Below are 24,501 nucleotides of genomic sequence, written 5' to 3'. Positions count from 1 at the left end.
GATATATTGAATCAGGGGATTCCATCAGATTTTACTTCTTTAATTCCCTATGTGGAGAAGAATGTTGATGTGAAGGTCGATACAGTAAACTGGTACTCGTCATATAAAGTTCATCACCGGGTGAGTGAACATTTCCGTAAAGGCAGAGTATTCATTGCAGGAGATGCTGGACATATACATAGTCCGGTAGGTGGTCAAGGGATGAATACCGGGATTGGGGATGCCATGAATTTGGCATGGAAACTTTCGGCTGTTCTTCGTAAAAAAGCAGATGAAAAAATACTGAATTCATATGAAGAAGAACGGATTGCATTTGCAAAAACATTAGTATCAACAACAGACAGAGTATTTCAAGCAGTAGTTAGCCATGGTATCGTAGGAAATACCATTCCTTATCTTTTGCCTAGGATGATAAGCATCCCAGCGATAAGAAAGAAAATGTTCAGGTTGATATCCCAAACGCACATCCATTATCCAACCAGTATGCTCAGTGAGGGAAGAGCAGGGCACGTACATGGAGGGGATCGATTACCATGGATAGAAACTGATGATGGAGATAATTTTAATGATCTGCAATCTGTAGACTGGCAATTCCATGTTTACGGTGAATCAACCGAGGATCTTCGCCAACTTGCAGAGTCTTCAGCGATTCCAATACATGAAATTAAATGGAAGAAATCCATGAAAGGTGTTGGAATCATTCCCAATTGTGTCTTATTGGTGAGACCAGATGGCTATGTAGCTTTAGCGAATGCCGATCAGGATACTGATAAAATTAAATCCTACCTTGATAAATATAAAATCTCTTCAATTAGATGTTAGGTCAATCAATGGCAGCCGTTACTGTCCCCATTAGGGTTATCTACTAAAATGGGCGTAGCACAAAAAATCCCTATACTGTGACTGTTCAATGTGCTGTTCAAGGTGTCTGTAGCAGGGGGTTATCCGCTAAGTAAAAAGGAAGTAATGGCATGAGATTCTTTTACAGGCATGGCAGTTGATAGCTTCCCTCAGTTTCACTCTATGAAGTCTCTCTTGCAGATGTCGGAGGAAGGTTCTCCGAACGAAGAGAGACTTTTTTGCGCGAAAAAACGAGGTAGATCAATCGCAAATGTCGCATTTTCCATAAAAAAGGATTTTTTCATAAATTGGAATTATTACGACACAGCTTTGACACGATGTTCACACTTTCGATTCTATTTCATTCAAACCTATTCTATATAATGATGATATTCTGAAGCCGGATCATGAGACTACGCAATGAAGATGCCTGAGGGAGCTTTTCATAATAAGTGATCGTTCCACATGTAACAATGTGAATATGTTCACAATTATGAAGGGAGGCTTCAGAACCTAATTATTAACATTCATTCTTAAGAGAAGCGCAGGGGGAGGAATAACATCATGGACGTATTAGAATTGGCAAGGTTGCAGTTTGCAACCACAACAATTCTTCACTTTGTTTATGTGCCGATCTCCATTGGATTGTCGTTGCTGGTGGCAATAATGGAGACCATGTATGTAATCAAAAAAAATGATTTGTACAAAAAAATGGCTCAATTCTGGGGAACGTTTCTGCTCATTAACTTTGCAGTGGGCGTGGTCACTGGGATTTTGCAGGAGTTCCAGTTCGGGATGAACTGGTCGGACTTTTCCCGTTTTGTCGGTGATGTGTTCGGTACGCCGCTGGCGATTGAGGCACTGCTCGCCTTTTTCCTGGAATCAACCTTTATCGGATTGTGGGTATTCGGCTGGGAACGGCTGTCCAAAGCAGTCCATTTAACTTGTATGTGGCTAGTATCCATCGGTACGATGCTGTCTGCCCTGTGGATTTTGGCAGCCAATTCATTCATGCAACGTCCAGTAGGATATGAGATTCATAACGGTCGTGCAGAAATGAAAGATTTTTTAGCTCTGTTGACAAACGAACAGCTGTTATGGGAGTTTCCACATACGCTGTTTGCGGCTTTTGCGACAGGTGCTTTTCTCGTCGCGGGTATTAGCGCATGGAAGCTGATGCACAAGAAGAATCTGCATTTTTTCAAGCCTTCTTTCAAAGTAAGTATTATTGTCGCATTGATTAGTTCGATGCTGATCCCGATGTTTGGTCACGGACAGGCTCAATATCTGGTGGAAACACAGCCGATGAAGATGGCTGCCAGTGAAGGGTTATGGGATAACAGTAGTGACCCGGCCCCTTGGACGGTTATCGCAGGCATTGACCCTGAAAGGAAGGAAAATAGCTTTGAGTTAAAGCTTCCTTATCTCCTGAGTTTGCTGTCCTATAATAAGCTATCCGGCGCGGTACTGGGGATGGATGAGCTTCAGGCACAATATGAGAAAGCCTACGGCCCGGGTAATTATATCCCGCCGGTACGTACTACATTTTGGAGTTTTCGCATTATGATTGCGGCCGGATGTGCCATGATTGTACTTGCTTTGTACGGGGCTTATCTGACATTCCGTAAAAAATTGGAGGGTTCGCATCGCTGGTTCTTCCGCTTGATGATGTTGGGCATATCTCTTCCATTCATTGGGAACACCGCGGGTTGGATCATGACGGAAGTGGGGCGTCAGCCTTGGACTGTCTTTGGTTTACTTCAAACCAAAGATTCCGTTTCGCCTACCGTTGTGGCAGGGGAAGTGCTGTTCTCACTGATCTCGTTTACCGCATTGTATTTAATTTTAACGGGTGTGCTGGCATTCCTGTTTGTCCGTACAGCTCGCAAAGGTCCGGATATCGAACCACATCTGGAAACGGTAATCCATGATCCATTCGCTCAAGGGGGTGACACCATTGTCGTTAAATGATTTGTGGTTCTTATTGATTGCTGTGCTGTTCACCGGATTCTTCTTCCTGGAGGGCTTCGATTTTGGCGTGGGTATGGCTACAGGTCTGGTGCCGCGTAATGACCAGCAAAAACGGTTGATGATCAATACGATTGGTCCATTTTGGGATGCGAACGAAGTATGGCTGATCACAGCAGCAGGCGCGATGTTCGCGGCTTTCCCGCACTGGTATGCGACGATGTTCAGCGGATATTATCTGGTATTTGTACTTATTCTGCTTGGTTTGATCTTACGTGGAGTTTCCTTTGAGTTCCGAGGCAAGGCAGAAGGAAAATGGTGGACAGGGACGTGGGATGCCTGCATTCTGATGGGTAGCTTTCTGCCGCCGATGCTGTTCGGTATGGCTTTTGCGGCTTTGGTAAAGGGTGTACCTATTCAGCAAAACATGGACTTGAAAGCCGGATTCTCCGATGTGTTTAACGGATATACGGTATGGATTGGACTGACCGTGGTGGGGATGTGCCTGATGCATGGGCTGACGTTTATTTCCCTGCGGACGATTGGAGAAGTGCGGGATCGTGCCCGTGTGATTGCGTCTAAATTCCTTCCGATATTAGGAATTTTGCTGGCGGGTATGGTGGTGTGGACTTATTTTGCAACAGATGTATTCGCACGTCGTGGCCCTTATATGTATGCCGCAATTGCAGTGGGGATCGTCGCCTATGCGCTGTCATGGTATTTCCTGAAGCAGCGCCGCGAAGGCTGGGCCTTCGGGATGACGGGAGCTATCATTTTGCTGACATTCGTTTCGTTGTTCGTCGGCTTGTTCCCGAGATTTATGGTGAGCTCGATCAACAGTGCATTTGATTTGACGATTTATAATGCAAGTTCCAGTCCTTACACACTGAAGGCCATGACGATTGTTGCAGCAACGCTTTTACCCTTTGTGCTGGCTTATCAGGCATGGAGCTATTTTGTTTTCCATAAGCGTCTCAGTGAAAAGGATCATTTGGAATACTAATGGATAAAGCATGGTTTGGATTAAAGGGCATTCGACTGGTAATGCTGCTGCTGGCCGCCCTTTCCCTGGCCCAGGGGGCCGCCGTGATTGCACAAGCGATTTTTTTGGCAAAGGCTGTTACGATTTTATTTGATAAACATCCGCTGGTGATGGCTTGGCCGTCACTGGCGTTGTTTTTCGCGGCTTTTGCGGCGAGGCATACGATGATCTGGCTGCAACGCCGGACAGCAGGCCGTTTTGCCGAAGCAGCAGGCGCTTCCTTGCGGGAGCGTCTGCTTGCTCGTTTGTTCGAGCGAGGACCTGTTTTTGCTGCCAAGGAGGGCAGCGGCAAGCTGGTGACGTTGGCGCTGGATGGAGTGGATCGTTTTCGCACGTATTTGGAACTTTCCATTCCTCGAATGATAGACATGATGTGTGTGACGATATTTGTACTTGTGTCTGTTTTCACATTGGATGTAATTTCAGGTGTGATTTTGACGGCTACAATGCCCATCCTGATTGGCTTTTTTATTCTGCTGGGCTTGGCGGCGGGGAAGCAGGCAGATAAACAGTGGCGCTCCTATCGCCTATTGTCGCATCATTTCACGGATTCGTTGCGCGGCCTACAGACGCTGCGGTTTTTGGGCCGTAGCCGGGAGCATGGAGAAACGGTCGGGAAGGTCAGCGACCAGTACCGCACGGCTACGATGCGTACGCTGCGGGTCGCGTTCCTGTCCTCTTTTGCTCTCGATTTTTTTAGTATGCTGTCGGTCGCTTTTGTGGCGGTAGGCTTGGGCTTGCGCCTGATTAGCGGATCGGTGGGACTGGAAGCGGCACTTGCGGTACTCATTCTGGCCCCGGAATATTTTATGCCTGTACGCCAGTTAGGATCGGACTATCATGCCTCGCTGGATGGCAAGGAGGCTTGGGGTGCGATGCGCTCCATTCTCGGTACAGAGGATGAAGCGGCTCAGCAAACAGATTCCGTGGATATCCTTACGGGGAGTGGCAGCACAGACAATGCAAAGAGTGACGGCAATGCCCTAAATATCACGGGACAGGATACAATCAGGTTATCGGATATATGCCTTCTCAACGAGGACGGTTCCGCACGGCTTGACCACATATCCGCGGGTGTTGAGCCGTATATGAATATGATCGGCATCGTTGGAGCCAGCGGTGCAGGTAAAACAACGCTGCTCAGTTTGCTTGGCGGCTTCGCTGAACCGACCTCGGGCGAGCTGAACGTGAATGGATGGGCATTGGCAGGTGATGCCAAAGCCGAATGGCAGCGTCATATTGCCTATATTCCGCAGCATCCGTACCTGTTCAGCGCTTCCTTGGCGGATAATATCCGGTTTTATGAACCGGAGGCATCCAACGAGCAAGTGGAATGGGCGATTGACGCGGTTAGACTGCGTGAGCTGGTGGATAGTCTTCCGAATGGATTGGATGAGCCGATTGGTGAAGCGGGCCGGACACTGAGTGGAGGGCAGGCGCAGCGGATTGCGTTGGCGCGTGCTTTGCTGAGCAACCGTCCGGTGATTTTGCTGGACGAGCCGACTGCACATTTGGATATCGAGACGGAATGGGAGCTAAAACAGACGATTTTATCAGTTTTGAAACACAAAAGAGTGTTTCTCGCGACTCATCGACTCCATTGGATGCCGAATATGGACTGTGTCTGGATGATGAATCAAGGTCGTCTGGAAGAATTAGGATCACATAAGCAATTGGTTGCCCGCAAGGGAGGATATTACCGTTTGCTGACGGGAATGACGGAAGGAGGGGGCGGACGATATGAGAGCCACGGACAATAGCGGCCAAGGCTGGCTTGTATTTTATCTGAGACAATATTTTTGGGCCTTTCTGGCTGCGGCGCTTTTGGGCGCTCTGGCGATAGGATGTGCAGGCGCATTGCTCTTTACGTCCGGTCACCTGATTACCCGTTCGGCTTTAAAACCGGAAAATATATTGATGGTGTACGTTCCGATTGTGCTTGTACGAACGTTTGGTTTTAGTAAAGCGGTCATTCAGTATGTGGAACGGTTGGTGGGGCATGATGCCGCGCTGCGTCTCGTGTCCCGTATGCGAGTGCGGCTGTATCGGGCAGTAGAACCGCAAGCGCTTATGATTCGCAGCAAGTTTCGCACAGGGGATCTGTTGGGTTTGCTGGCTGAGGATATTGAGCAGCTTCAAAACATATATTTGAAGCTGGTTCTGCCTGCGATATCGGCATTGCTCATCTATGCATTAGGCATTTCGGCGCTCGGGTGGATGGACGGAACTTTTGCTCTGATGATGGCGCTATATTGTGGATTTTTGTTTTTTATCGCCCCGGCCATCTCGCTGTGGACCTCGCTCGCCAAACGGCGAACGTTCAAGCAGGAACGGAGTACAGCCTATCAGGAACTGACCGATGCATTGTTTGGCATGAGTGATCTGGTGCTGAGCGGTCGGGCTGGACATTTTCTGGCTTCCTTTACCCAACGGCAAAACAAGGCTGCTGTAGTGGAAAATTCACTTCGGCGGGGTGAATGGAGCTCTCATTGGATCGCACAGTGCGTCGTAGGTGGCGGAATTGTGATTATGACCGTGTGGGCTGGAGGGCTGGTAGCGGAGAACCGTATAGAGGCAACATGGCTGGCATCCTTTGTGCTTGTTGCTTTTCCGTTGCTGGATGCCTTCGTCCGCGCTGGAGAAGCGGTGGTCCATGCGCCGGAGTATCAGGATTCACTACGACGGCTGAAGGATTCGGAAAAAGATACATATATACCGACTGCACCGGCATCGTTTTCGAACTCGGCTTCTGTGAAAACAGGGCAGCAAGCAGCAGGTGGCACGGCAAGCAAAACAGTAGCGGGCCATGTAACCGTCCAGCTATCTGGCAACGCAGGCGAGCTGCTGCTGAACAACGTGAGCTACCGCTATACAGCAACGCAAGAATGGAGCGTGCACGGCATTTCCCTGCGTGTGCCGCAAGGAGGTAAGGTTGCACTGCTTGGTCGCAGCGGTGCGGGCAAGTCCACACTGCTGAATCTGATTCAGGGTGCATTGCAACCGGATGAAGGGAGCGTCACTGTCGCAGGTGCGCCCGTGTATACAGGCGGGGCGTATTCCAGCCTGTTTGCAGTGTTAAACCAGCAACCGTATTTGTTCGATACAACGGTAGCGAATAATATTCGGTTGGGGCGGCCCGATGCTGCGTTGGAAGAGGTTCGTGCAGTAACGGAGCAGGTGGGGCTGGGAGCGCTGATTGATTCCTTGCCGGATGGATACAACACCCGGATGCAGGAAACGGGCCTGCGCTTTTCTGGTGGAGAAAGGCAGCGAATTGCGCTGGCGCGGATTTTGCTTCAAAATCACTCCATTGTTCTACTGGATGAGCCAACGGTTGGACTCGATCCGCTGACAGAGCATGAACTAATGCAGACGATGTTTCGTGTGCTGGAGGGCAAAACGCTCATCTGGATTACACATCATCTGACGGGAATGGAGTTTATGGACGAGGTGATCTTTATGGAGCAAGGCGGCATTTCCATGCGAGGCAGTCATGAGCAGCTTTGGCAGGAGCAGCCCCGATACCGCAACTTGTATGAACTGGATCATCCCGGTCTGTAAAGAAATAGAGAAGATCAGGCTTCGGTGCAACATAGCTCGAATAAAGTATTTTAAATTTTGATTAACTTTTATATACTGGTTAGAGTTGAAGTGTTACACGTGAACGATCAACTGGAGGGGGTTGATTTGAATGAAAACATTCATTTCTAAAAATTGGCACTTGATGCTGATTGGTTTTGTAGCGCTCATCGTGGGCGGATTTGTCTTGTTTTATTTTCAGGGGAGCGTGTCGTCGTTTCCGGCTAGCCAACCTAAAACCATTCAAGAAGAGCCGGACAAAGCCAAGTATGAGATGGCTACGGTAAATGTAGAGGGGGACGGTTTTTATCCTAAAAATATTGAAATAAAAGCCGGTGTCCCGACTAAAATTAATTTTAAGAGATCAACATCCTTTACTTGCATAGACGAAGTACAATCGTTGAAGCTTGGAATGGACGTTTTTATGGACCATGAAAATAACTATTTTACCGTCAAAGACCTGAAACCGGGTGTATATGAGTATAATTGCGGCATGTACATGTTCTATGGGACGATTACGGTGAAATAAATCAGTACCAGCTTTCCAGCCAGCCATCAACGTCGGGTACAATTTGCTGGTAGCGCATGGCCTATCCGTACACCGTTTCCGCGAGATCGGCACCGGCGGTCAGATCGGCATAGCAACGAACGCCTCCTGGGCTGAACCCTACAGCACCTCCGAGGAAGACAAAGCGGCGTGTGTGCGTAAGGTTTCCCTGCATAGTGACTGATTTCTCCAGTCCATCTATCAGGGTTCGTATCCTCAGGGGGAATAATCCTCAAGACAAATTGTAGGTTGTTATAAGTATGGTGAGGTTACCAAGAATAAAATCACAGGGATTGTGCACACTGACAATAATACCTGAAAAGGGCGTTTCAACAATTTCAGCCCAGAGGGAGTGGAGGATATGGCTTCGAATTTCAGAAAATCAGGATCGAACGAAAAGCAAATGAGCCGCTCGGTGTCTGTCATCGCTTGGATCGCTTGGATTGTAGGTACCATACTTATTTTGTCTAATTTAGGTAATCTAAGTGATCGTAATATATATTTAATGGTGGGTATTGGATGTGTCGTTGGCGGATTATTTTTTTATATGATCGGAAAAGGGCTGGTCATTGCCCGCAAGAAGGATGATCAGGAGAAGGGACGCAGTTAATACAACTGAAAAAACATCTGTAGAATAACAACAACGGGAGTCTTCGCACAGTGTGGAACAATACTGTCTGGAGCCTCGTTTTTTGCTTCCTGAAATGATATCGCAAGAATAAACTTCAGCTAAGACGGTTTGTTTTCTCTGTAATGCTTCGATTAAGTTTTTCTTATGTCATCTTTGTAGTAATGAGAGATTTTGAATTTGCAAGATAAATTTTATTTTTAGAGATATTTTTCACAAAAAAAGGACGAATAATCGACAATTCTGTTAACAATAAAAAAAATCTCCGCTTTTCTGATATCTTATATAGGAGCAACATTACAGGAGTTCGTTAGTTTTGAGTAATTTATTATTTTAAGGAGAGGGGAACAACATGAACAAAAAACCAAAAGCGATTATTGCGTTGGTTTTGACCGTGCTCACGGTAGCATTGCTCATTTGGACGTGTTTTTATGCTGGCGGAAAATACGTTGTTTTCGATCCGAAAGGACCTATTGGGCAAGCACAAAAAGAGCTGATCATTCTTTCAACGTCTATGGCTGCACTTCTAATTGTACCGGTTATGGTTTTGACTTTTTTCATCATTTGGCGTTATCGCGACGCACCGGATAACAAGGCGAAATACGAACCCCACTGGGACGACAGTAAAAAGCTGGAGATCGTATGGTGGAGTATTCCAATCGTCGTCATCTTGGTTCTCGCAATTATAACTGCGAAATATACCTACTTGCTGGAGCCTTCCAAGCCAATGGCAAGTACACAAAAGCCAGTAACCATCCAAGTAACTGCACTGGACTGGAAATGGCTCTTTATGTATCCGGAAGAAGGTATTGCTACAGTCAATGAAATTCACATTCCTAAAGGCGTTCCGGTCCGTTTCGAGCTGACTGCTGATGCGCCGATGAACTCGTTCTGGATTCCGCAATTGGGCGGCCAGATCTACACCATGTCAGGCATGGCTATGAAGCTGCATTTGCAGGCCGATCACGAAGGAACTTACTTTGGTTCGGGCGCAAACTTCAGCGGTGAGCATTTTGGACAAATGCGCTTTGATGTAGAGGTTCAGTCGGATAAAGATTATAAAAACTGGGTCGCTAACATTAAGAAGCAATCCAAGCCGCTGACGAAGGATGGCTATTTGGCGCTTGCCAAACCAGGCCTTTCCCAGACTGACGAGTATTCTTCGATTCCAGACGGTTTGTTCCAGGATATTGTGACCAAGTATGCAGTGGAAGGCGCTACTAATCCTCATGCTGGGCATGGCGGAGCTTCCACAGAAGGTTCTTCCAAGTCTGTCAGCACTGAACATACAGGCGCCATGAGTAATATGAATATGAGCGGACACAATTAAATGATTATAGGGAAGGAGGCCCCCAATGCTTGACAAAATAAAAGAGTTTGCATCTACTTTCTTCGTTACTGGAGACCCAATGATTTATGGAGCGGACGTTTCTATCGCTTTTGCGACGATCGGGATCGTGTTTGTGCTCACTTATTTCAAAAAATGGGGCTGGCTTTGGAAAAATTGGTTGACTACCGTTGACCATAAAAAAGTCGGTATCATGTATATCCTCGCATCCCTCTTGATGCTATTCCGCGGAGGCGTGGATGCATTATTGATGCGTTTACAGCTTGCTACACCGGATGTTACACTTTTGCATCCTGAGCATTACAATCAGATCTTTACAACGCATGGCACGATCATGATCTTGTTTATGGCGATGCCATTGATGTTTGGTTTGTTTAACATCGCGGTACCACTTCAAATTGGTGCGCGTGATGTTGCGTTTCCTTTCTTGAACGCACTGAGCTTCTGGCTGTTCTTTATGGGAGCGATGTTGTTCAACCTGTCCTTCGTTATTGGTGGTTCGCCGGACGCAGGTTGGTTGAGTTATCCGCCGCTTTCGGAGCTGCAATTTAGTCCCGGCGTCGGTCAGAACTTCTATATCTGGGGTATTCAGATTTCCGGTATAGGTTCATTGGCTACGGGTATTAACTTTATTGTTACCATAATTAAAATGCGCGCACCTGGTATGACATGGATGAAAATGCCTGTCTTTACGTGGTCCGTATTTTCATCATGTGTTATCATCATTTTCGCGTTTCCGATTCTGACGGTAACTTTGGCTCTTCTGTTCCTTGACCGCTTCGGAGGAGGACACTTCTTTACACTTGATTTCGGCGGTAACCCGATGATGTATATCAACCTGATCTGGATGTGGGGTCACCCTGAGGTATACATTGTCGTTTTGCCTGCCTTCGGTATTTATTCTGAAGTCATTAGCGTATTCTCCAAAAAGAAATTGTTTGGCTACAAGTCCATGGTTTACGCCATGTTCATTATTGCTATTCTGTCCTTCTTCACCTGGGCGCATCACTTCTTCACGATGGGATCAGGTGCAGACGTTAATGCATTCTTTGCGATTTCGACGATGGTCATCGCGATACCTACAGGGGTTAAAGTATTTAACTGGCTGTTCACGATGTATCGGGGTAAGATCACATTCCAGACACCTATGATGTGGGCAATTGCTTTTATTCCGAACTTCCTGATTGCAGGTTTGACCGGTGTTATGTTGTCGGTAGCTCCTGCGGACTTCCAGTTCCATAACAGTTACTTCCTGGTCGCTCACTTTCACTCCGCTCTAATTGGTGGCGTGGTGTTCGGTTACCTTGCAGGTCTGTACTACTGGTGGCCTAAAATGTTTGGTTTCACTCTGCCTGAAACGCCTGGTAAATGGGCTTTCTGGTTCTGGAACATCGGTTTCTATGTATGCTTTATTCCGCAATATTCCCTCGGTCTGATGGGTATGACGCGTCGTCTGAGCACTTATGGCTGGGATACCGGCTGGCAGCCGCTGAACCTCGTTTCGACTGTTGGGGCATTCCTGATGGGGATTGGTTTCTTGTTCCAGGTTCTTCAAATTCTTCTGGGTATCAAGAATTACCGCAAGCTGAAGGATACAACGGGCGACCCTTGGGGTGGTCATACGTTGGAATGGTCGATTCCTTCACCTGCACCGGAATACAATTTTGCTACCATTCCGCAAGTAGAAGAACGCGATGACTGGTGGGCAGAAAAAGATAAACGTACAAAAGGTATTTTCAGAAAGCAACAGCCAATTGAAGCGATTCATATGCCGAAAAACTCGGCGATTCCTTTCATTATGTCGGTATTCTTTTTCATCGCAGGTTTCGGTTTTGTATTCGGATGGTCGTTCTTCTATATTCCGGGACTGATCGGCGTTGCGATTTGTATGATTTGTCGTTCTTTCTTCTCGTATGATGGCGACTACTACATCCCTGCGGATGAAGTAAAACGCACGGAAGCGGCAATAAGGGGGTCAGTATAATGGCACAAGCAGCAGCACATCAAAGCCATGATCATGACCACGGGCATCACGATCCACAAGAATTGAAGATGCTTGGTTTCTGGATTTTCCTTGTAACGGACGTAATCCTGTTCAGTACCTTGTTTGCAACCTTCGTCGTTCTTCGGAACAGCACAGCCGGAGGACCGGGGGGCGCAGAGCTGTTTAACATGACGGGCGTTATCATCGAAACGTTCCTCTTGCTCACGAGCAGCTTCACAAGCGGTCTGGCTGTGTTGGCCATGAACAAAGGAAGCATGAAGGGATTAATCAACTGGCTAATCGTGACGGCGATCCTGGGTCTGGGTTTTATCGGTTTTGAGGTTTACGAGTTTGTTGAATTGGTACACGAAGGAGCCAATTTTGGAACGAGTGCGTTCTTGTCGGCATTTTTCACTTTGGTCGGAACGCACGGACTTCACGTTTCGTTAGGTCTGGTTTGGATGATTGGACTTATGTTCCAATTGAAAAAACACGGGCTCACACCAGAGACGAAGGGCAAAGTTTCGGCATTGAGCTTATACTGGCACTTTTTGGACGCTGTCTGGATCTTCTTGCTGACAGTCGTCTATTTGATGGGGGTGATGTAGATGGCACAGCATCAATCAGGAGCGGGTTCGCATGGTCATGATGATTCTCACGGTTCAGTGAAATCCTATGTTATCGGGTTTATTCTGTCCATCGTACTGACCATCATTCCTCTCGGTGTGGTTATGAATCATATGTTGAGCCGCACTTCGACCATGGTTGTTATTTTAGCCGCGGCAGTGCTGCAATTTCTGGTTCAGCTTTTCTTCTTCATGCACATCCGTGAAAGCAATGGACCACGCTGGAATGTCATGACTTTGATTTTCGGTGTAGTTATCCTGTTGACTATCGTTGGTGGTTCTGTATGGATTATGGAATACAACATGGTGGGACACTAATACATTAGGATTTTTGCAAAATCACTCAAGTACACACTAATTAGGAAAGAAGAAGCGGACTTAGAACCGCTTCTTCTTTTTTTGTGTAGCTTATTAAAATTAAAACTGTGGCTTCTTAAACTAAAGTTTATATATGCATAAAATGGAATTGTATAACAGTAGAGTGAAAACGATAATACTAGTGGAGAGCGGAGGGAAAAATAATGAACACAGAATTACTGTTTAAACCTTTTAAGGCAGGTAATTTATCTCTTTCCAATCGGATTGTTATGGCGCCTATGACACGGAATTTTTCTCCTCAAGGTATTCCAGGGTCTGAAGTGGCCGCGTATTATCGTCGCCGTGCGGAAAATGCAGTTGGATTGATTATTACGGAGGGGACTGCTATTAATCATCCTGCAGCCGTGGAGCACACGAGTATTCCTAACTTTTATGGTGAAGGTTTGAAGGGATGGGCGAAGGTAGTCGAGGAGGTCCATACGGTAGGTGGCAAGATTATACCGCAGCTCTGGCACGTAGGTGCAGCGCGGAAAATAGGCGCATCTAACCAACCGAATCCCGAGGCATTACCCGTCGGTCCGTCCGGTATCACTCCTGCTGGTGAAAAGGTAGTTGAGCCGTTGAAGGAGGCCGAGATTGCGAATATTATCGAAGCCTATGCCCAGGCAGCAGCCGATGCCCAGCGGGTGGGTTTCGACGGCATTGAGCTTCATGGTGCACACGGCTATTTAATTGACCAGTTTTTCTGGGACAAAACCAACAAGCGTACAGATCCATATGGGGGGGATTTAGCCCAACGCACTCGGTTTGCGGTGGAGGTCATTGAGGCTTGTCGCCGTGCAGTGGGGCCGGATTTTCCAATTGTACTTCGATTTTCTCAGTGGAAGATGTACCATTATGAAGAGAAACTGGCACAGACACCGGAGGAGCTTGAACAGTTTCTGTCTCCATTGGTGGAGGCCGGGGTGGATGTATTCCATTGCTCAAGCCGCCGTTTTTGGGAACCGGAATTTGAAGGGTCTGATCTAAACCTGGCAGCTTGGACCAAAAAGATAACAGGCAAGCCAGTTATTACTGTGGGCTCGATTGGTTTAGAGAAGGCCTTTTTGAGTGAACTGGAAAAAAATAATAGCAGTCAGACCGATCAATCAAGTAGTATACAGGAAAGATTAGAACAACTCGTGGGGCAAGTAGAACGAGAGGAAGCTGATCTGGTTGCGGTTGGACGAGCTTTACTGGTTGACCCGGCGTTTGCGGTTAAGTTACGTGATAAACGGATAGAGGAAATCGTGCCTTACAGTGATGAAGCATTAAAAACGTTGAATTAAGCTTTATTTAGCGCAACGTTATATAGGGCGGAGTGCGGATAGCCAGGCATGGAGACTTGAAAATTCTCTGTTACAGGACAAGCTGTAATATAAGCTATTCGTAAACTCTACGAATTTGCTATAATAGGAGCATCAAGTCGAAATACACGGGGTGAAAAGGATGAATTCTGAAACGGAAGCTTTGGATTGCGAGCCGGCTTGTCACGGTTCAGACAAAGAAATTGAGCACATAAAATCCTCCCTTGTTGAGGATTCTATCGCATACAAAATGTCGGAGCTGTTTAAAGCCTTGGGTGATCCGACACGGATCAAGCTAATCTACGCTTTGGCTCAGAAGGAGCTGTGTGTACATGATCTGACCCAGGTATTGAATATGGGACAGTCTGCCGTATCTCACCAGCTTCGTTATTTGCGCAATCTGCGGATTGTCAAACGGCGCAAGGAAGGCAAAACGGTGTTTTATTCGCTGGATGATAATCATGTGGAGCAGATATTTTTGCAAACCCACCAGCACATTTCACATCAATGATTGTTGGATAGAAAAAAAGCAGGGCGCCAAGCGATTGGCGCTCTTTTGGTGTTTGTTCGATGAAATAGATTTATTTGGGGGAAAGGGGCTATTATCATTGACTTTTACTCATGATACTGAATATAATGAGTTTAATAAATAATATATGAACAGTTGCTCATATATAGTTAATTGGAGGCCAATGATTATGGATGCTCTGAAAAGAACGGAACGGCACGAATGGATTTTGGAAGGCTTGGATTGTGCCAACTGTGCTCTAAAGATCGAAAATGGAGTCAGTAAAATAGAAGGTGTGCATGATTGCTCGGTCAATTTTGTTACGAAAACATTGACGATGACAGCAAGCCTAGATCAAAAAGAGGAGATTCTTCGTCAGACGGAACGGAAGGTTCACAGACTGGAACCTCACGTCCGAATGATCGTAAAAAGCGCTCGGGGACGCTCGCGTGAGAACAGTCGCAGTGTGGCAGGTGCAGCACAGACAGGCAGCGCAGGGGAGCGCGCACGTAGTCATGAGCATGGTGAAGGACACTCGCACGAGAACGGCCAACAACATGAAGCTCACAGCCACACGGGTCATACTCATAGCCATAAAGCGCATGCTGAGGAAGCTCATGCCCATGATGGGCACAGCCATGGCGAACATGCACATGATCATGGTGATGGTGATGCCACACATACTCATTCACATTCGCATGGAGATGACAGCCATGCCGGGCATACCCATGACCACGGTGCGGACGGTATGCGCCGGATGATTGCACGCTTGGCTATTGGTGCAGTCGTTGCGGCTGTTGCCTGGTGGCTGCCTGTAGAGGGCCTAGGCAAGCTGGCACTGTTTTTACTGGCATATATCATTGTCGGCGGAGATGTAGTTTTGCAGGCTGTGCGCAGTCTGGTGCGGGGAATGGCCTTTGACGAATATTTTCTGATGACGCTGGCGACGGTTGGCGCATTTGCAATTGGGCAATATCCGGAGGGCGTAGCCGTCATGTTCTTTTATCAAATCGGTGAGCTATTCCAAGGCATTGCGGTTAATCGTTCGCGCAAATCCATCAGTGACCTTATGGATATTCGACCGGACTATGCCAACCTGAAGACGGCTGATTCCGTAAGTCGGGTGTCGCCCGAGGATGTGCGTGTAGGTGATCTGATAGTAATCAAGCCGGGCGAGAAGATTCCGCTGGATGGTAAAGTTGTAGACGGAAAATCGCATGTGGATACCTCGGCGCTGACGGGTGAATCCGTGCCTCGTACTGTGGAGCCGGGAAGTAGTGTGATGAGCGGATTTATCAATACGAACGGACTTTTAACTGTAGAGGTTAGCAAGGAATTCAGCGAATCGGCAGTTTCCAAAATTTTGGAACTGGTGCAAAATGCGAGCGCCAAAAAAGCGCCGACTGAAAAGTTTATCACCAAGTTTTCCAGATACTATACTCCTGTTGTGGTTATCGTTGCGCTGCTGCTGGCAGCCGTTCCACCGCTCGTCGTACCGGGGGCACAGTTTGCAGATTGGATATATCGTGCACTTGTTTTCCTCGTCATTTCTTGCCCCTGTGCGCTGGTCGTATCCATTCCGTTGGGCTTCTTTGGCGGCATCGGGGCAGCCTCCCGTTCAGGTGTGCTGATTAAAGGCGGGAACTATCTTGAAGCACTGAATCATGTGAAATATGCTGTTTTTGATAAAACAGGTACACTCACCAAAGGGGTTTTCCGTGTAACAGGCATTTATCCTGCCGGGGAGTTTACGAAGGAAAGTCTACTGGAAACGGCTGCTTTTGCGGAGCTGCATTCCACGCATCCTATTGCGGCATCCCTGCGTGATTCCTATGGCAAGGAGCTTCAAGCCGAGCGGGTACAGCAATATAGCGAGGTTTCCGGTCATGGGATTCAAGCGCAGATAGATGGTCGCCTGGTGTTGGCCGGGAATGCGAAGCTGATGAAGCGGGAGCAAGTCGCTTTTAACGATGCACAACGTGTAGGAACGATGGATGAAGGAACGGTCGTTCATGTAGCTGTAGACGGAACGTATGCCGGATGCATCTTGATTTCGGATGAGGTCAAGGAGGACGCGGCACGAACGATTGCTTCACTGAAAAAGCTGGGTATAGTGAAAACGATCATGCTGACAGGTGACAATCGGACGGTTGCAGAGGCCGTTGGACGACAGTTGGGTCTGGATGAAGTACGTGCAGAGCTGTTACCCCAGCATAAAGCCGAAGCGATTGAACAACTGTCTGCAAGTAAAAAAGCGGGCGACAAGATTTTGTTCGTGGGCGATGGGATTAATGATACTCCGGTTCTGACGTTGGCGGATGTAGGTGTAGCGATGGGCGGTTTAGGTTCAGATGCCGCGATTGAGGCGGCGGATATCGTGATCATGAACGACGAGCCTTCGAGACTGGTTACAGCGATTCATATCGCCAAGCGTACACGTCGGATCGTATGGCAGAATATTATATTTGCGCTAGGTGTCAAAGCCGTGTTTCTCACTTTGGGGGCGTTCGGTATTGCTACCATGTGGGAAGCTGTATTTTCCGATGTGGGTGTAACACTGCTTGCTGTACTGAATGTTATGCGTGTACTGAAAGTACGTTCTTTCGAATAAAAAAATAGTTCCCTCGGGTTATCATCGGATGTATTCATCCTGTGGAATCGGGGGGCTTTTTTTCGTTCAAAGCCGTGGTTTAATCTATGCTTTCCTGTCGTTCTACAGATATGTATAAATGTGGGGTGCGCCTAATACGTTAAGGTAGGGACCTTATAGGTAAGGCTCATTTGAATTCCACTTGACGTCTGATGGGTAAGCGTTTTCTTTTCTGATGGAATACCCAAATTCGTGTGTGCCATCTTGCTGCGGGAGAAAGGATGGATTTGTAGCATGGAGGCTAAACTGATGTATGAATTCGCAGAACTATTGAGTGAAAAAAACAGTCTGGATTGCGATGACCCCGGGTCGGGGAGTGAGGCCGCTGCTACACAGAGATTGGCTATTGAGTCAGTGCTCACAGGATTCAGTGAAGTATGTGCCTCACAGGAGGAAGACCCGCTGGGCTGGCTGGTCGGATTAGCCAAACAGGGCAGGATCAGTCAAGAGGAGGCGTTGCTGGCTGCGGACTCCGGGCTAATAGAGGAAACGCTGCTGAATAAGGGCAACGATAATAGGGAGGCGATGACCACAGGCGTACATTCATACGTATCTATGCTGATGATTCCTGTCCAGGTGAATTATACAAGCAAGGAGTCAGCGATAGGGCTAAGTGTGAGCAGCCTTGATGGCTATAGTCTTCTGCACGGCCCCTTGTCGCAGTCGTCCAGCCGCGTGGCTGAATTATGCCGTGCCTATCTGGACGCGGCATAGTCCGGGCATACGATTCATGGTCCTGACGGGGAATCTGCCCCCCTCCTTATTCCAGGCTCCCGTGCATCAGACACGTACAAAGCCTTTAATCAGGCATCTGGCTTGTCTGGATTGTGTGAGCATCTGTCCCGGCGAATTATCGGGCTGCTGGAAACAGAGTATGAAGGCTTGTTCGAGTCTCTAAACGGATTGCCGCTCACCATCGCCCTGATCGAACAGAACAACGCGGTGGGCATCGGAAGCCTGCAAGATATGCAGTTGGAGGCGCTACTGCGTGCAGCGTTGCGAAATGTGCAGCAGGGGGGAGAACCGCAGCTGGAGATTGTGGTGCGCAATCCGACTAACGTGAACCAATTCCGGGCAACCCGGGACTGGATCGACGGCGTTGCGGAGCAGACCTTATGCGGCCGCCTGCGGTGCATTCCATATCGGGTAGGCGTGCTTTTGACTGTGGATGCGTCCTCCAACCTCAACGTCAGCCAAACATGGAACGGGCAGCTCAAACAGTCCTATGAGTCTGCCCGCGCCAATCTCATGCCGGAAGTGAAAGCGCAACAGATCAAGCAGTCGGCTCAAGCCGCAGATATGGCACGTTTTGCCGATGCGGTGATTTTGGAAGCTACGCGGTTTCCTTCATATGATGTGGACGCGGATCTGTCCGATCTGTCTGTCGACGGTCATGAGGGGACGAGCGATACGATAGAACGCATGACGCAGGCCATCCGGGGCGTGAAGCCCAAACTTCCCGTATGGGCTGCGTTTGACGAAGTCCATACGCTATTGGATGGAGCCGGAATATGGGCAAGCAGGCTGACTGGCATCATTTGCCCGGAAACGGGGGCTATCGCCGCGCGCCTTGCGGCTGCACGTTACGCATTGCTGCAAGACCTAGAGGGGGAATATGGTTCCAACACCTCGCATAACCAAGCACAGCATTTTCCCTTGTAGCCCGAATGTAACGCGAATTTCATTTCATAAAAGATGCTTAAGCTGTATAGAAAGGATATCTGCGCTGTTGCGCGGATATCCTTTTTTCTTGGTGATGGGAAGAAAAAATATTATGCCTATATAAAGTAATTATATTGAAGGTATATGAAAACATTGCAAATAATGGCATACTAATTCCAGAAGTGCTACATACCATTTGATTGTGAAGTTTCTGTCTTAAAATGATTGATATCCTACTTATTTAAAAGGGGTGGTTTATTTTGTCCAATACAACCACGATACTTGCAGAATTGATGAAATACATACATGAGAACACGCCTTTTGATTAACCATTAAATGGTAGAAAAAGAGTCGTCAACCCGGTAAAATGTTTGTACTCCTACAAACCAACCGAAAGGTGACGACTCCATGGGAAAGTCTACCATGTTCCAGAATTTCCTTCAATCTTTGATCACGGAAGAAGATGTGAAGATAGCCAGTGATAACTCAAAATATAAAGAAACTGCACGTAAATTCACCGTCCACACCTTGCTTCAGTACTGGGCCCAGGCAGCCTTTGAGCAGTGGAATGGATTTCGAGATGGCGCAGACCGCGCCTTCGTTTCCGGTTTACCCCAAGCCGATTATTCCACGTTCTCTAAAAAAGCGAAATCCGTTCCCTTTTACTTGGCAAACTACCAACCACTTGGCTCGAAAAACTCAGTATCTTTACAGAAAAGGTGAGGTTGCTTTATACAAGTTGAATTTCCAAAAACTTGTTAATCAACAGGTGTGAAATTATTTAATAATAAGTCTATTATCCTCGGTATTGCCCAAGACAATCCTACATTTGTAAAACCGGAAAATTGTCGCTACGATGCATGTTTGGTTGTTCCTGATGATTACTGTGTAAATGCTGTAGAGGCAGGGGGTTGACGGGACCACTTAGTAGGTAAAACAATAAGACATCTCGTTGGAATGGTGGAGGGAAACCTTTATGTATAAACAATTTCGAAAAAATCCTTTATGGTTTAATATACTAGCTCTTACCGCAGCAGTAATCGAATTTAGCAGCATATTTTTTGTGAGCAATGCCTATTGCCGAAGTGGTGCCCAATTCACTATGGCTATCTTTTGCTGTGCTTATGGAATTAAAGAGCGGAAGAATAACACTAGAATTTCCATTGCCTTTTTTACTCTAGCAGCTCTTTTCGTTTTTGTATCATTGCTAACTTTGGGTACCTACTAGTCGTTTCCTGTTTCTGTAATGATTTTTATGAACAGCAAATATAACGCAGATACCTATCTGCGTTATATTTGCTGTTTACTCGTTTATCGGCATCTTGATTCTTGCGGCGCTCGCTGCAATGGTCCGAATCTTAGCCAGCACGGCATCGTCGAGTTTAACATCCACGGCCGGCAGCGACTTCTGGATATGTTCAGGCTTGCGGACGCCGACGAGCGCGCTCGTTAAAGCCGGATGAGCCAGGACGTAAGCGAGGGCCAGTTGGGCGACTGTAATGCCGAGGTCCGCCGCCACTTCTTTGAGCTGTCCGACTACCGCGATATTTTGCTTGAAGCCTTCTCCGGAATGGGATGGGGACTTGGAGCGCCAATCCTGTTTGTCAAATCGGGTGTCCGCGTTGTAGTTTCCGGAGAGTAGACCCGAGGCTAGCGGGCTATAGGCAATCACGCCGATGCCCTGTTTCTGGCTGTAGGGGAGGAGTTCCTTCTCCGCATCCGCGGCCAGAATGGAGTAGGGCGGCTGTAAGGAATCTACGTGCCGGATCTTCAAGGCCTCTTCCAGCAGCGCAACTGGAAAATTGCTGACTCCGACATAGCGGATTTTACCGTCCTGCAGCAGTTTTTCAAGGGCGCGTATCGTTTCCTCTACCGACGCTTTGGCGTCCGTATCCGGCCAGTGCATTTGATACAGGTCAATATAGTCGGTGCCGAGACGGCGCAGGGAAGCCTCGACCTCGCGAAGGATCGACGCATAGGTGCCGTTGCGCGAGACATTGCCCTGTTCATCCCAAACGAGGCCGAATTTGGTGGCGATGACCGCTTTATCGCGGTCGCCTTTCAGCGCTTTGCCGATCACTTCTTCGGAGTGGCCCAAGCCGTAAACTGCAGCCGTATCGAAGAAATTAATCCCTGCATCCAGCGCCGCGCGGATGCTGTTATGCGATAGCCGATCTTCCTGATTACCCCAGGTGTAATTCCAATTTCCTCCGCCGATGGCCCAAGCGCCGAAGCCGATCACCGAAATAACGGGTCCGTTTTTTCCTAATTTCCGATATTGCATCTTACATCTCTCCTTGAGTTCTTTTGTTTCTGCACAGTATGGCGTGTGCTATGTTATGATTATGGCACGGGTGTCAAAGGGATAACGAGGAGCTTATTTATCATAGGTGTAATAACACCAGTTAGAATGGAACGGCATTTCCCAAATTAACCGGGGATTACTTTACGGTAAAGGAGTTGATTAAACCTGAGCAAGAACAGTCGTCGAGTTGAGCTAGGGGATTTTTTAAGGACGCGAAGAGAGCGGCTTGACCCGCAGGAATACGGCTTTCCCACAGGAGGAAGACGAAGAACTACTGGGTTAAGAAGAGAGGAGCTCGCGCAGGTTGCTGGCGTCGGTGTTTCTTGGTACACCTGGCTGGAACAAGGGCGCGATATTAACGTTTCGCCGCAGGTACTGGACAGCATAGCCCGGGCGCTGCAACTGGACTGGGTGGAGCGCAGACATATGTTCGATCTTGCAATAGATCCGGCCGCCCGCGAGCTTCCAAACCAGGGACCGACGTATGATCCCGTACTACAAGGCATATTGGATTCCTGGGGGTGGTGCCCTGCATACGCCGTGGACCGCAGGTGGAACTATGTGGCCTGGAACGAAGCTGCAAGCGAGGTGTTCGCCGATTATGGGAAGCTTACCGGACGGGATCGCAATTTGGTCTGGTACCTGTTCACTCATCCTTCACAGCGCCAGCTTCTCGTGCATTGGGAGAGGGAAGCGCGGAAATGTCTGGCTTTGTTTCGGGCGAGCAGTGATCAGTTTGCGGATGATCCGTGGTTCAGGGAATTCAGCCACGAATTAAGCGAAGCCAGTCCGGAATTTGGGGAATGGTGGCCGCTGCACGATATCCGGATCGCGCATACCGGCCATAAAGAGCTGAATCATCCTGTTGCAGGAAAACTGTCCCTGCGACCGACGACACTAATGCCGGCCGAGTTCCCCGAGCTGAAAATTTTATTGTATATACCACTTCCTCAGGAGAATACGGCGGAGAAGCTTCAGCGGCTCGCTCCGTCCGGACGGTGGTCAGGAGCGCTGGAGCTTCAACTTGATCCGGCAAAATCATAAATGGAGTGAAAGATAATCCGAAGGTTCCGAATTAACTTGATCTAAGTTGGTCGGGCCTTCTTTTGCTCCCGGAACCGATTAACCCGAATCACTCAAAATGAACGGATTCCCCTGCATAGAAAAAGGTCTTAGTTTGTTCAACTATACCAGCTAATAGCTTGTCAACATTTCCAGCAAAACAATTTAGAAACCTTATGGTATAGTGAAAAATAAGCATGCCCAACAACCCTCCAATTCGAGTTGTGTTGGAAGGTTATACCATTAACTTTTTGTTATGTCAGACGGAATGATTTCTTACTTTTTAAAATGGCATACAGCCAATGAACCAGCTTATTTGCACATGCCACTAGAGCAACTTTGTGAGGCTTTCCTTCGGCTCTTTTGCGGTCGTAAAAATCTTTAATCCGAGTGTTGCGAGAACGGATCAACCCACACTGCACGGCCATAACTAGGACATATCGAAGCTGCCGGGAACCGCGTTTGGTGATTCGATTTCGAGTTGCTGTGAACTTACCTGAAGCAAAAACACTGGGGTCAATGCCAGCAAACGCGACCGGTTTCTTTGGATGGTCAAATCGGTCGACTTCTCCAATTTCCGATAAAATTGTTGCAGCAATTTTATGGCCAATACCGGGAATAGACTGGATTAAACCATACTCTTCGATCTCTTTAGCCAGGGCATCTATGTTCTGTTCTAACCCAGCAAGATGCTCCTGGTACTGAAGAATAAGGGCGATCAGGTTGGACGCCTTTATATGCAGGGAAAACCTGATCCAAGACAGCTTGGAACTGCAGCTTTGTTTGCACACACATCTTTGAGAATGCCTCATATTGCCGAGTCAGATAGCGCAGATTAAGCAGCTGCACACCCCTTTTTTTGAAAGGTTCGAACTCTTCCCTATAGTAAAGATCGCCCAAAAGATAAGCATCCGCGGCATCCGTTTTAACTTTCCGAAGATTGGATTTTCTAAGCCGATTTGAAATGAGCAGATGGATAACAATGAATAAATAGTGATGCTCCTCAAAGAACTGAACGACGGGGCTTTGGTAGTGCCCGGTTGCTTCGAGAATCAACGTAGGACGATATCCAGATACATGCTCGACGTCTCGAATAGCTTGAAGCCATTTCTCAAGTCCTTCACACGTATGTTCGAAATGAAAGGTCCCTCTGTATGGTTTTCCACGATCTAAAAAGGCCTGTCCGTGGCTTTCTTCTTTAGAAATGTTTAGCCCAATAACGGGGTTCATCTGATCTCTCCTTCATGTAAATTTACCGGGGATCTAAAGTCCCAACCAGCCTCAATCATGGTCATGACAAGTAGGGGGGAACATTATAGCGCTCGGGATCAAGTCCCACGGGCAGGATAATTAAAGGAAATACCCAGAGTTTAACGAATAATAAAAATAAGTTTACAGAGGGGGAAATGGTCATGCCAGACCTAATAAAGCATGTACTCGAAGACATGAACAAGCAGCTCGATCGAATTATAAAGAGCATAAACCCGCTTGATGATGATTTGATTTGGAAGAAAATGAAGGATTCCATGAACAGCATCGGTAATCTTTGCTTACATTTAGCAGGTAACGAATATCAGAACCTCATAAGTGCAATCGGAAACAAACCATTCATTCGGGAACGTACTCGAGAATTTAATTCTGAAGGTGGCATATCGAAAGGTGAGTTGATTAGCGTTCTTATGAGGACACGATCCGAATCGGTAAGTATATTATCAGTTTTGTCTGATGAGGATTTAAAAAGAGAAGTTACAATCCGCTATGACCACGAGGATTGGAACAGAATGCTTCGGGTTAGCGCTTCAGAGGATGAAACCTATGAAGCGAGAGAAATTAGCCAGCTTCTTGTTCAGGTTGCGGCACACTACGGATATCATGCAGGGCAAATTGTGTTACTCTCCAAAATACTGAAAGATGCGAATGAACACATTACAGGCCAGTATCATTGATGATTCATTCAACTAACGGGCAGATTTGCTCAATCATCGGGCATTATCGGACTATATTTATGGGGAGCGATGGTGCGGCTAATCCGAGTCGTTATGCAAAAGAAGATAATAATTGGTTGAATCTATCGCGCTCCTCTAAAAA

22 protein-coding genes and 3 pseudogenes are annotated in these 24,501 nt (G+C 47.5%); 23 read left to right on the top strand and 2 right to left on the bottom strand.

From position 1 onward, the window contains the following. Positions 1–6: 6 nt before the first annotated feature. From ACWGOO_RS17970 to ACWGOO_RS17875, 20 genes and pseudogenes are all read left to right on the top strand, one after another. Positions 7–822: an FAD-dependent monooxygenase gene (locus tag ACWGOO_RS17970; RefSeq protein ID WP_452485626.1), complete on the top strand. Its 816-nt coding sequence runs from the start codon at positions 7–9 to the stop codon at positions 820–822. 582 nt (positions 823–1,404) lie between these two features. After that, positions 1,405–2,811 (top strand): cytochrome ubiquinol oxidase subunit I, encoded by a 1,407-nt coding sequence (locus ACWGOO_RS17965; RefSeq protein WP_452485624.1) that lies wholly within the window; start codon positions 1,405–1,407, stop codon positions 2,809–2,811. Then, positions 2,798–3,811: a cytochrome d ubiquinol oxidase subunit II gene (gene cydB / locus ACWGOO_RS17960; protein WP_452485622.1), complete on the top strand. Its 1,014-nt coding sequence runs from the start codon at positions 2,798–2,800 to the stop codon at positions 3,809–3,811. Before ACWGOO_RS17965 ends, cydB begins: the two co-directional genes overlap by 14 nt. Next, a complete protein-coding gene (gene cydD / locus ACWGOO_RS17955; RefSeq protein WP_452485620.1) occupies positions 3,811–5,610 on the top strand; it encodes a thiol reductant ABC exporter subunit CydD in 1,800 nt (599 codons plus the stop codon). Before cydB ends, cydD begins: the two co-directional genes overlap by 1 nt. Further along, the gene (cydC, locus tag ACWGOO_RS17950; protein ID WP_452485618.1) at positions 5,591–7,411 is read left to right on the top strand and encodes a thiol reductant ABC exporter subunit CydC; all 1,821 of its coding nucleotides are present in this window, start codon (positions 5,591–5,593) and stop codon (positions 7,409–7,411) included. Before cydD ends, cydC begins: the two co-directional genes overlap by 20 nt. Positions 7,412–7,541: 130 nt before the next feature. Beyond that, the gene (locus ACWGOO_RS17945; protein WP_452485616.1) at positions 7,542–7,958 is read left to right on the top strand and encodes a cupredoxin domain-containing protein; all 417 of its coding nucleotides are present in this window, start codon (positions 7,542–7,544) and stop codon (positions 7,956–7,958) included. 25 nt (positions 7,959–7,983) lie between these two features. Next, positions 7,984–8,160, top strand: a complete 177-nt coding sequence (locus tag ACWGOO_RS17940) for a family 1 glycosylhydrolase (RefSeq protein WP_452485744.1) — start codon at positions 7,984–7,986, stop codon at positions 8,158–8,160. Positions 8,161–8,337: 177 nt separating this feature from the next. Next, on the top strand, positions 8,338–8,586 hold the full coding sequence (locus tag ACWGOO_RS17935) for a hypothetical protein (protein WP_452485615.1): 249 nt from the start codon (positions 8,338–8,340) through the stop codon (positions 8,584–8,586). Between the two features lie 370 nt (positions 8,587–8,956). Further along, positions 8,957–9,934, top strand: a complete 978-nt coding sequence (gene cyoA / locus ACWGOO_RS17930; protein WP_452485613.1) for a ubiquinol oxidase subunit II — start codon at positions 8,957–8,959, stop codon at positions 9,932–9,934. Positions 9,935–9,959: 25 nt separating this feature from the next. Then, a complete protein-coding gene (locus ACWGOO_RS17925; protein ID WP_452485611.1) occupies positions 9,960–11,936 on the top strand; it encodes a cbb3-type cytochrome c oxidase subunit I in 1,977 nt (658 codons plus the stop codon). Further along, positions 11,936–12,544: a cytochrome o ubiquinol oxidase subunit III gene (gene cyoC, locus ACWGOO_RS17920; protein WP_452485609.1), complete on the top strand. Its 609-nt coding sequence runs from the start codon at positions 11,936–11,938 to the stop codon at positions 12,542–12,544. The genes ACWGOO_RS17925 and cyoC overlap by 1 nt, the downstream gene beginning before the upstream one ends. Continuing rightward, a complete protein-coding gene (gene cyoD, locus ACWGOO_RS17915; RefSeq protein ID WP_452485607.1) occupies positions 12,545–12,880 on the top strand; it encodes a cytochrome o ubiquinol oxidase subunit IV in 336 nt (111 codons plus the stop codon). A 203-nt stretch (positions 12,881–13,083) separates the two neighbouring features. Further along, on the top strand, positions 13,084–14,208 hold the full coding sequence (locus tag ACWGOO_RS17910) for an NADH:flavin oxidoreductase (RefSeq protein WP_452485605.1): 1,125 nt from the start codon (positions 13,084–13,086) through the stop codon (positions 14,206–14,208). Between the two features lie 160 nt (positions 14,209–14,368). After that, positions 14,369–14,737, top strand: a complete 369-nt coding sequence (locus ACWGOO_RS17905; protein WP_014278144.1) for an ArsR/SmtB family transcription factor — start codon at positions 14,369–14,371, stop codon at positions 14,735–14,737. A gap of 187 nt (positions 14,738–14,924) precedes the next feature. Beyond that, a complete protein-coding gene (locus ACWGOO_RS17900; RefSeq protein ID WP_452485602.1) occupies positions 14,925–17,345 on the top strand; it encodes a heavy metal translocating P-type ATPase in 2,421 nt (806 codons plus the stop codon). Positions 17,346–17,618: 273 nt separating this feature from the next. Then, positions 17,619–18,098: a hypothetical protein gene (locus tag ACWGOO_RS17895; protein WP_452485600.1), complete on the top strand. Its 480-nt coding sequence runs from the start codon at positions 17,619–17,621 to the stop codon at positions 18,096–18,098. A 102-nt stretch (positions 18,099–18,200) separates the two neighbouring features. After that, positions 18,201–19,046, top strand: a complete 846-nt coding sequence (locus ACWGOO_RS17890; RefSeq protein ID WP_452485598.1) for a hypothetical protein — start codon at positions 18,201–18,203, stop codon at positions 19,044–19,046. Between the two features lie 408 nt (positions 19,047–19,454). Then, complete coding sequence (locus tag ACWGOO_RS17885; RefSeq protein ID WP_452485596.1) at positions 19,455–19,769, top strand: hypothetical protein; 315 nt, start codon at positions 19,455–19,457, stop codon at positions 19,767–19,769. Between the two features lie 54 nt (positions 19,770–19,823). After that, positions 19,824–19,949: pseudogene (locus ACWGOO_RS17880) on the top strand (DNA gyrase inhibitor); the annotation flags it as partial. A 73-nt stretch (positions 19,950–20,022) separates the two neighbouring features. After that, the gene (locus ACWGOO_RS17875) at positions 20,023–20,274 is read left to right on the top strand and encodes a hypothetical protein (RefSeq protein WP_452485594.1); all 252 of its coding nucleotides are present in this window, start codon (positions 20,023–20,025) and stop codon (positions 20,272–20,274) included. A gap of 75 nt (positions 20,275–20,349) precedes the next feature. On the opposite strand, the gene ACWGOO_RS17870 is transcribed toward ACWGOO_RS17875, so the two are convergent. Next, positions 20,350–21,330: an aldo/keto reductase gene (locus tag ACWGOO_RS17870; protein WP_025717161.1), complete on the bottom strand. Its 981-nt coding sequence runs from the start codon at positions 21,328–21,330 to the stop codon at positions 20,350–20,352. Between the two features lie 186 nt (positions 21,331–21,516). Between ACWGOO_RS17870 and ACWGOO_RS17865 the strand changes: the two are divergent. Both ACWGOO_RS17865 and ACWGOO_RS17860 read left to right on the top strand, forming a co-directional pair. Next, positions 21,517–21,765 (top strand): annotated as a pseudogene (locus tag ACWGOO_RS17865) (helix-turn-helix domain-containing protein); the annotation flags it as partial. A 12-nt stretch (positions 21,766–21,777) separates the two neighbouring features. Beyond that, the gene (locus ACWGOO_RS17860; RefSeq protein ID WP_223821857.1) at positions 21,778–22,395 is read left to right on the top strand and encodes an MmyB family transcriptional regulator; all 618 of its coding nucleotides are present in this window, start codon (positions 21,778–21,780) and stop codon (positions 22,393–22,395) included. Positions 22,396–22,667: 272 nt separating this feature from the next. Here ACWGOO_RS17860 and ACWGOO_RS17855 read toward each other — a convergent pair. Then, positions 22,668–23,643 (bottom strand): annotated as a pseudogene (locus tag ACWGOO_RS17855) (IS110 family transposase). A gap of 182 nt (positions 23,644–23,825) precedes the next feature. Between ACWGOO_RS17855 and ACWGOO_RS17850 the strand changes: the two are divergent. Then, positions 23,826–24,359, top strand: a complete 534-nt coding sequence (locus ACWGOO_RS17850; protein ID WP_452485591.1) for a DUF1572 family protein — start codon at positions 23,826–23,828, stop codon at positions 24,357–24,359. Positions 24,360–24,501 lie beyond the last annotated feature (142 nt).

It is taken from the genome of Paenibacillus sp. NPDC055715 (genome assembly GCF_053617595.1).
The sequence above is the reverse complement of the archived record's forward strand: the minus strand, read 5'-3'. Positions and strand labels throughout refer to the sequence as shown.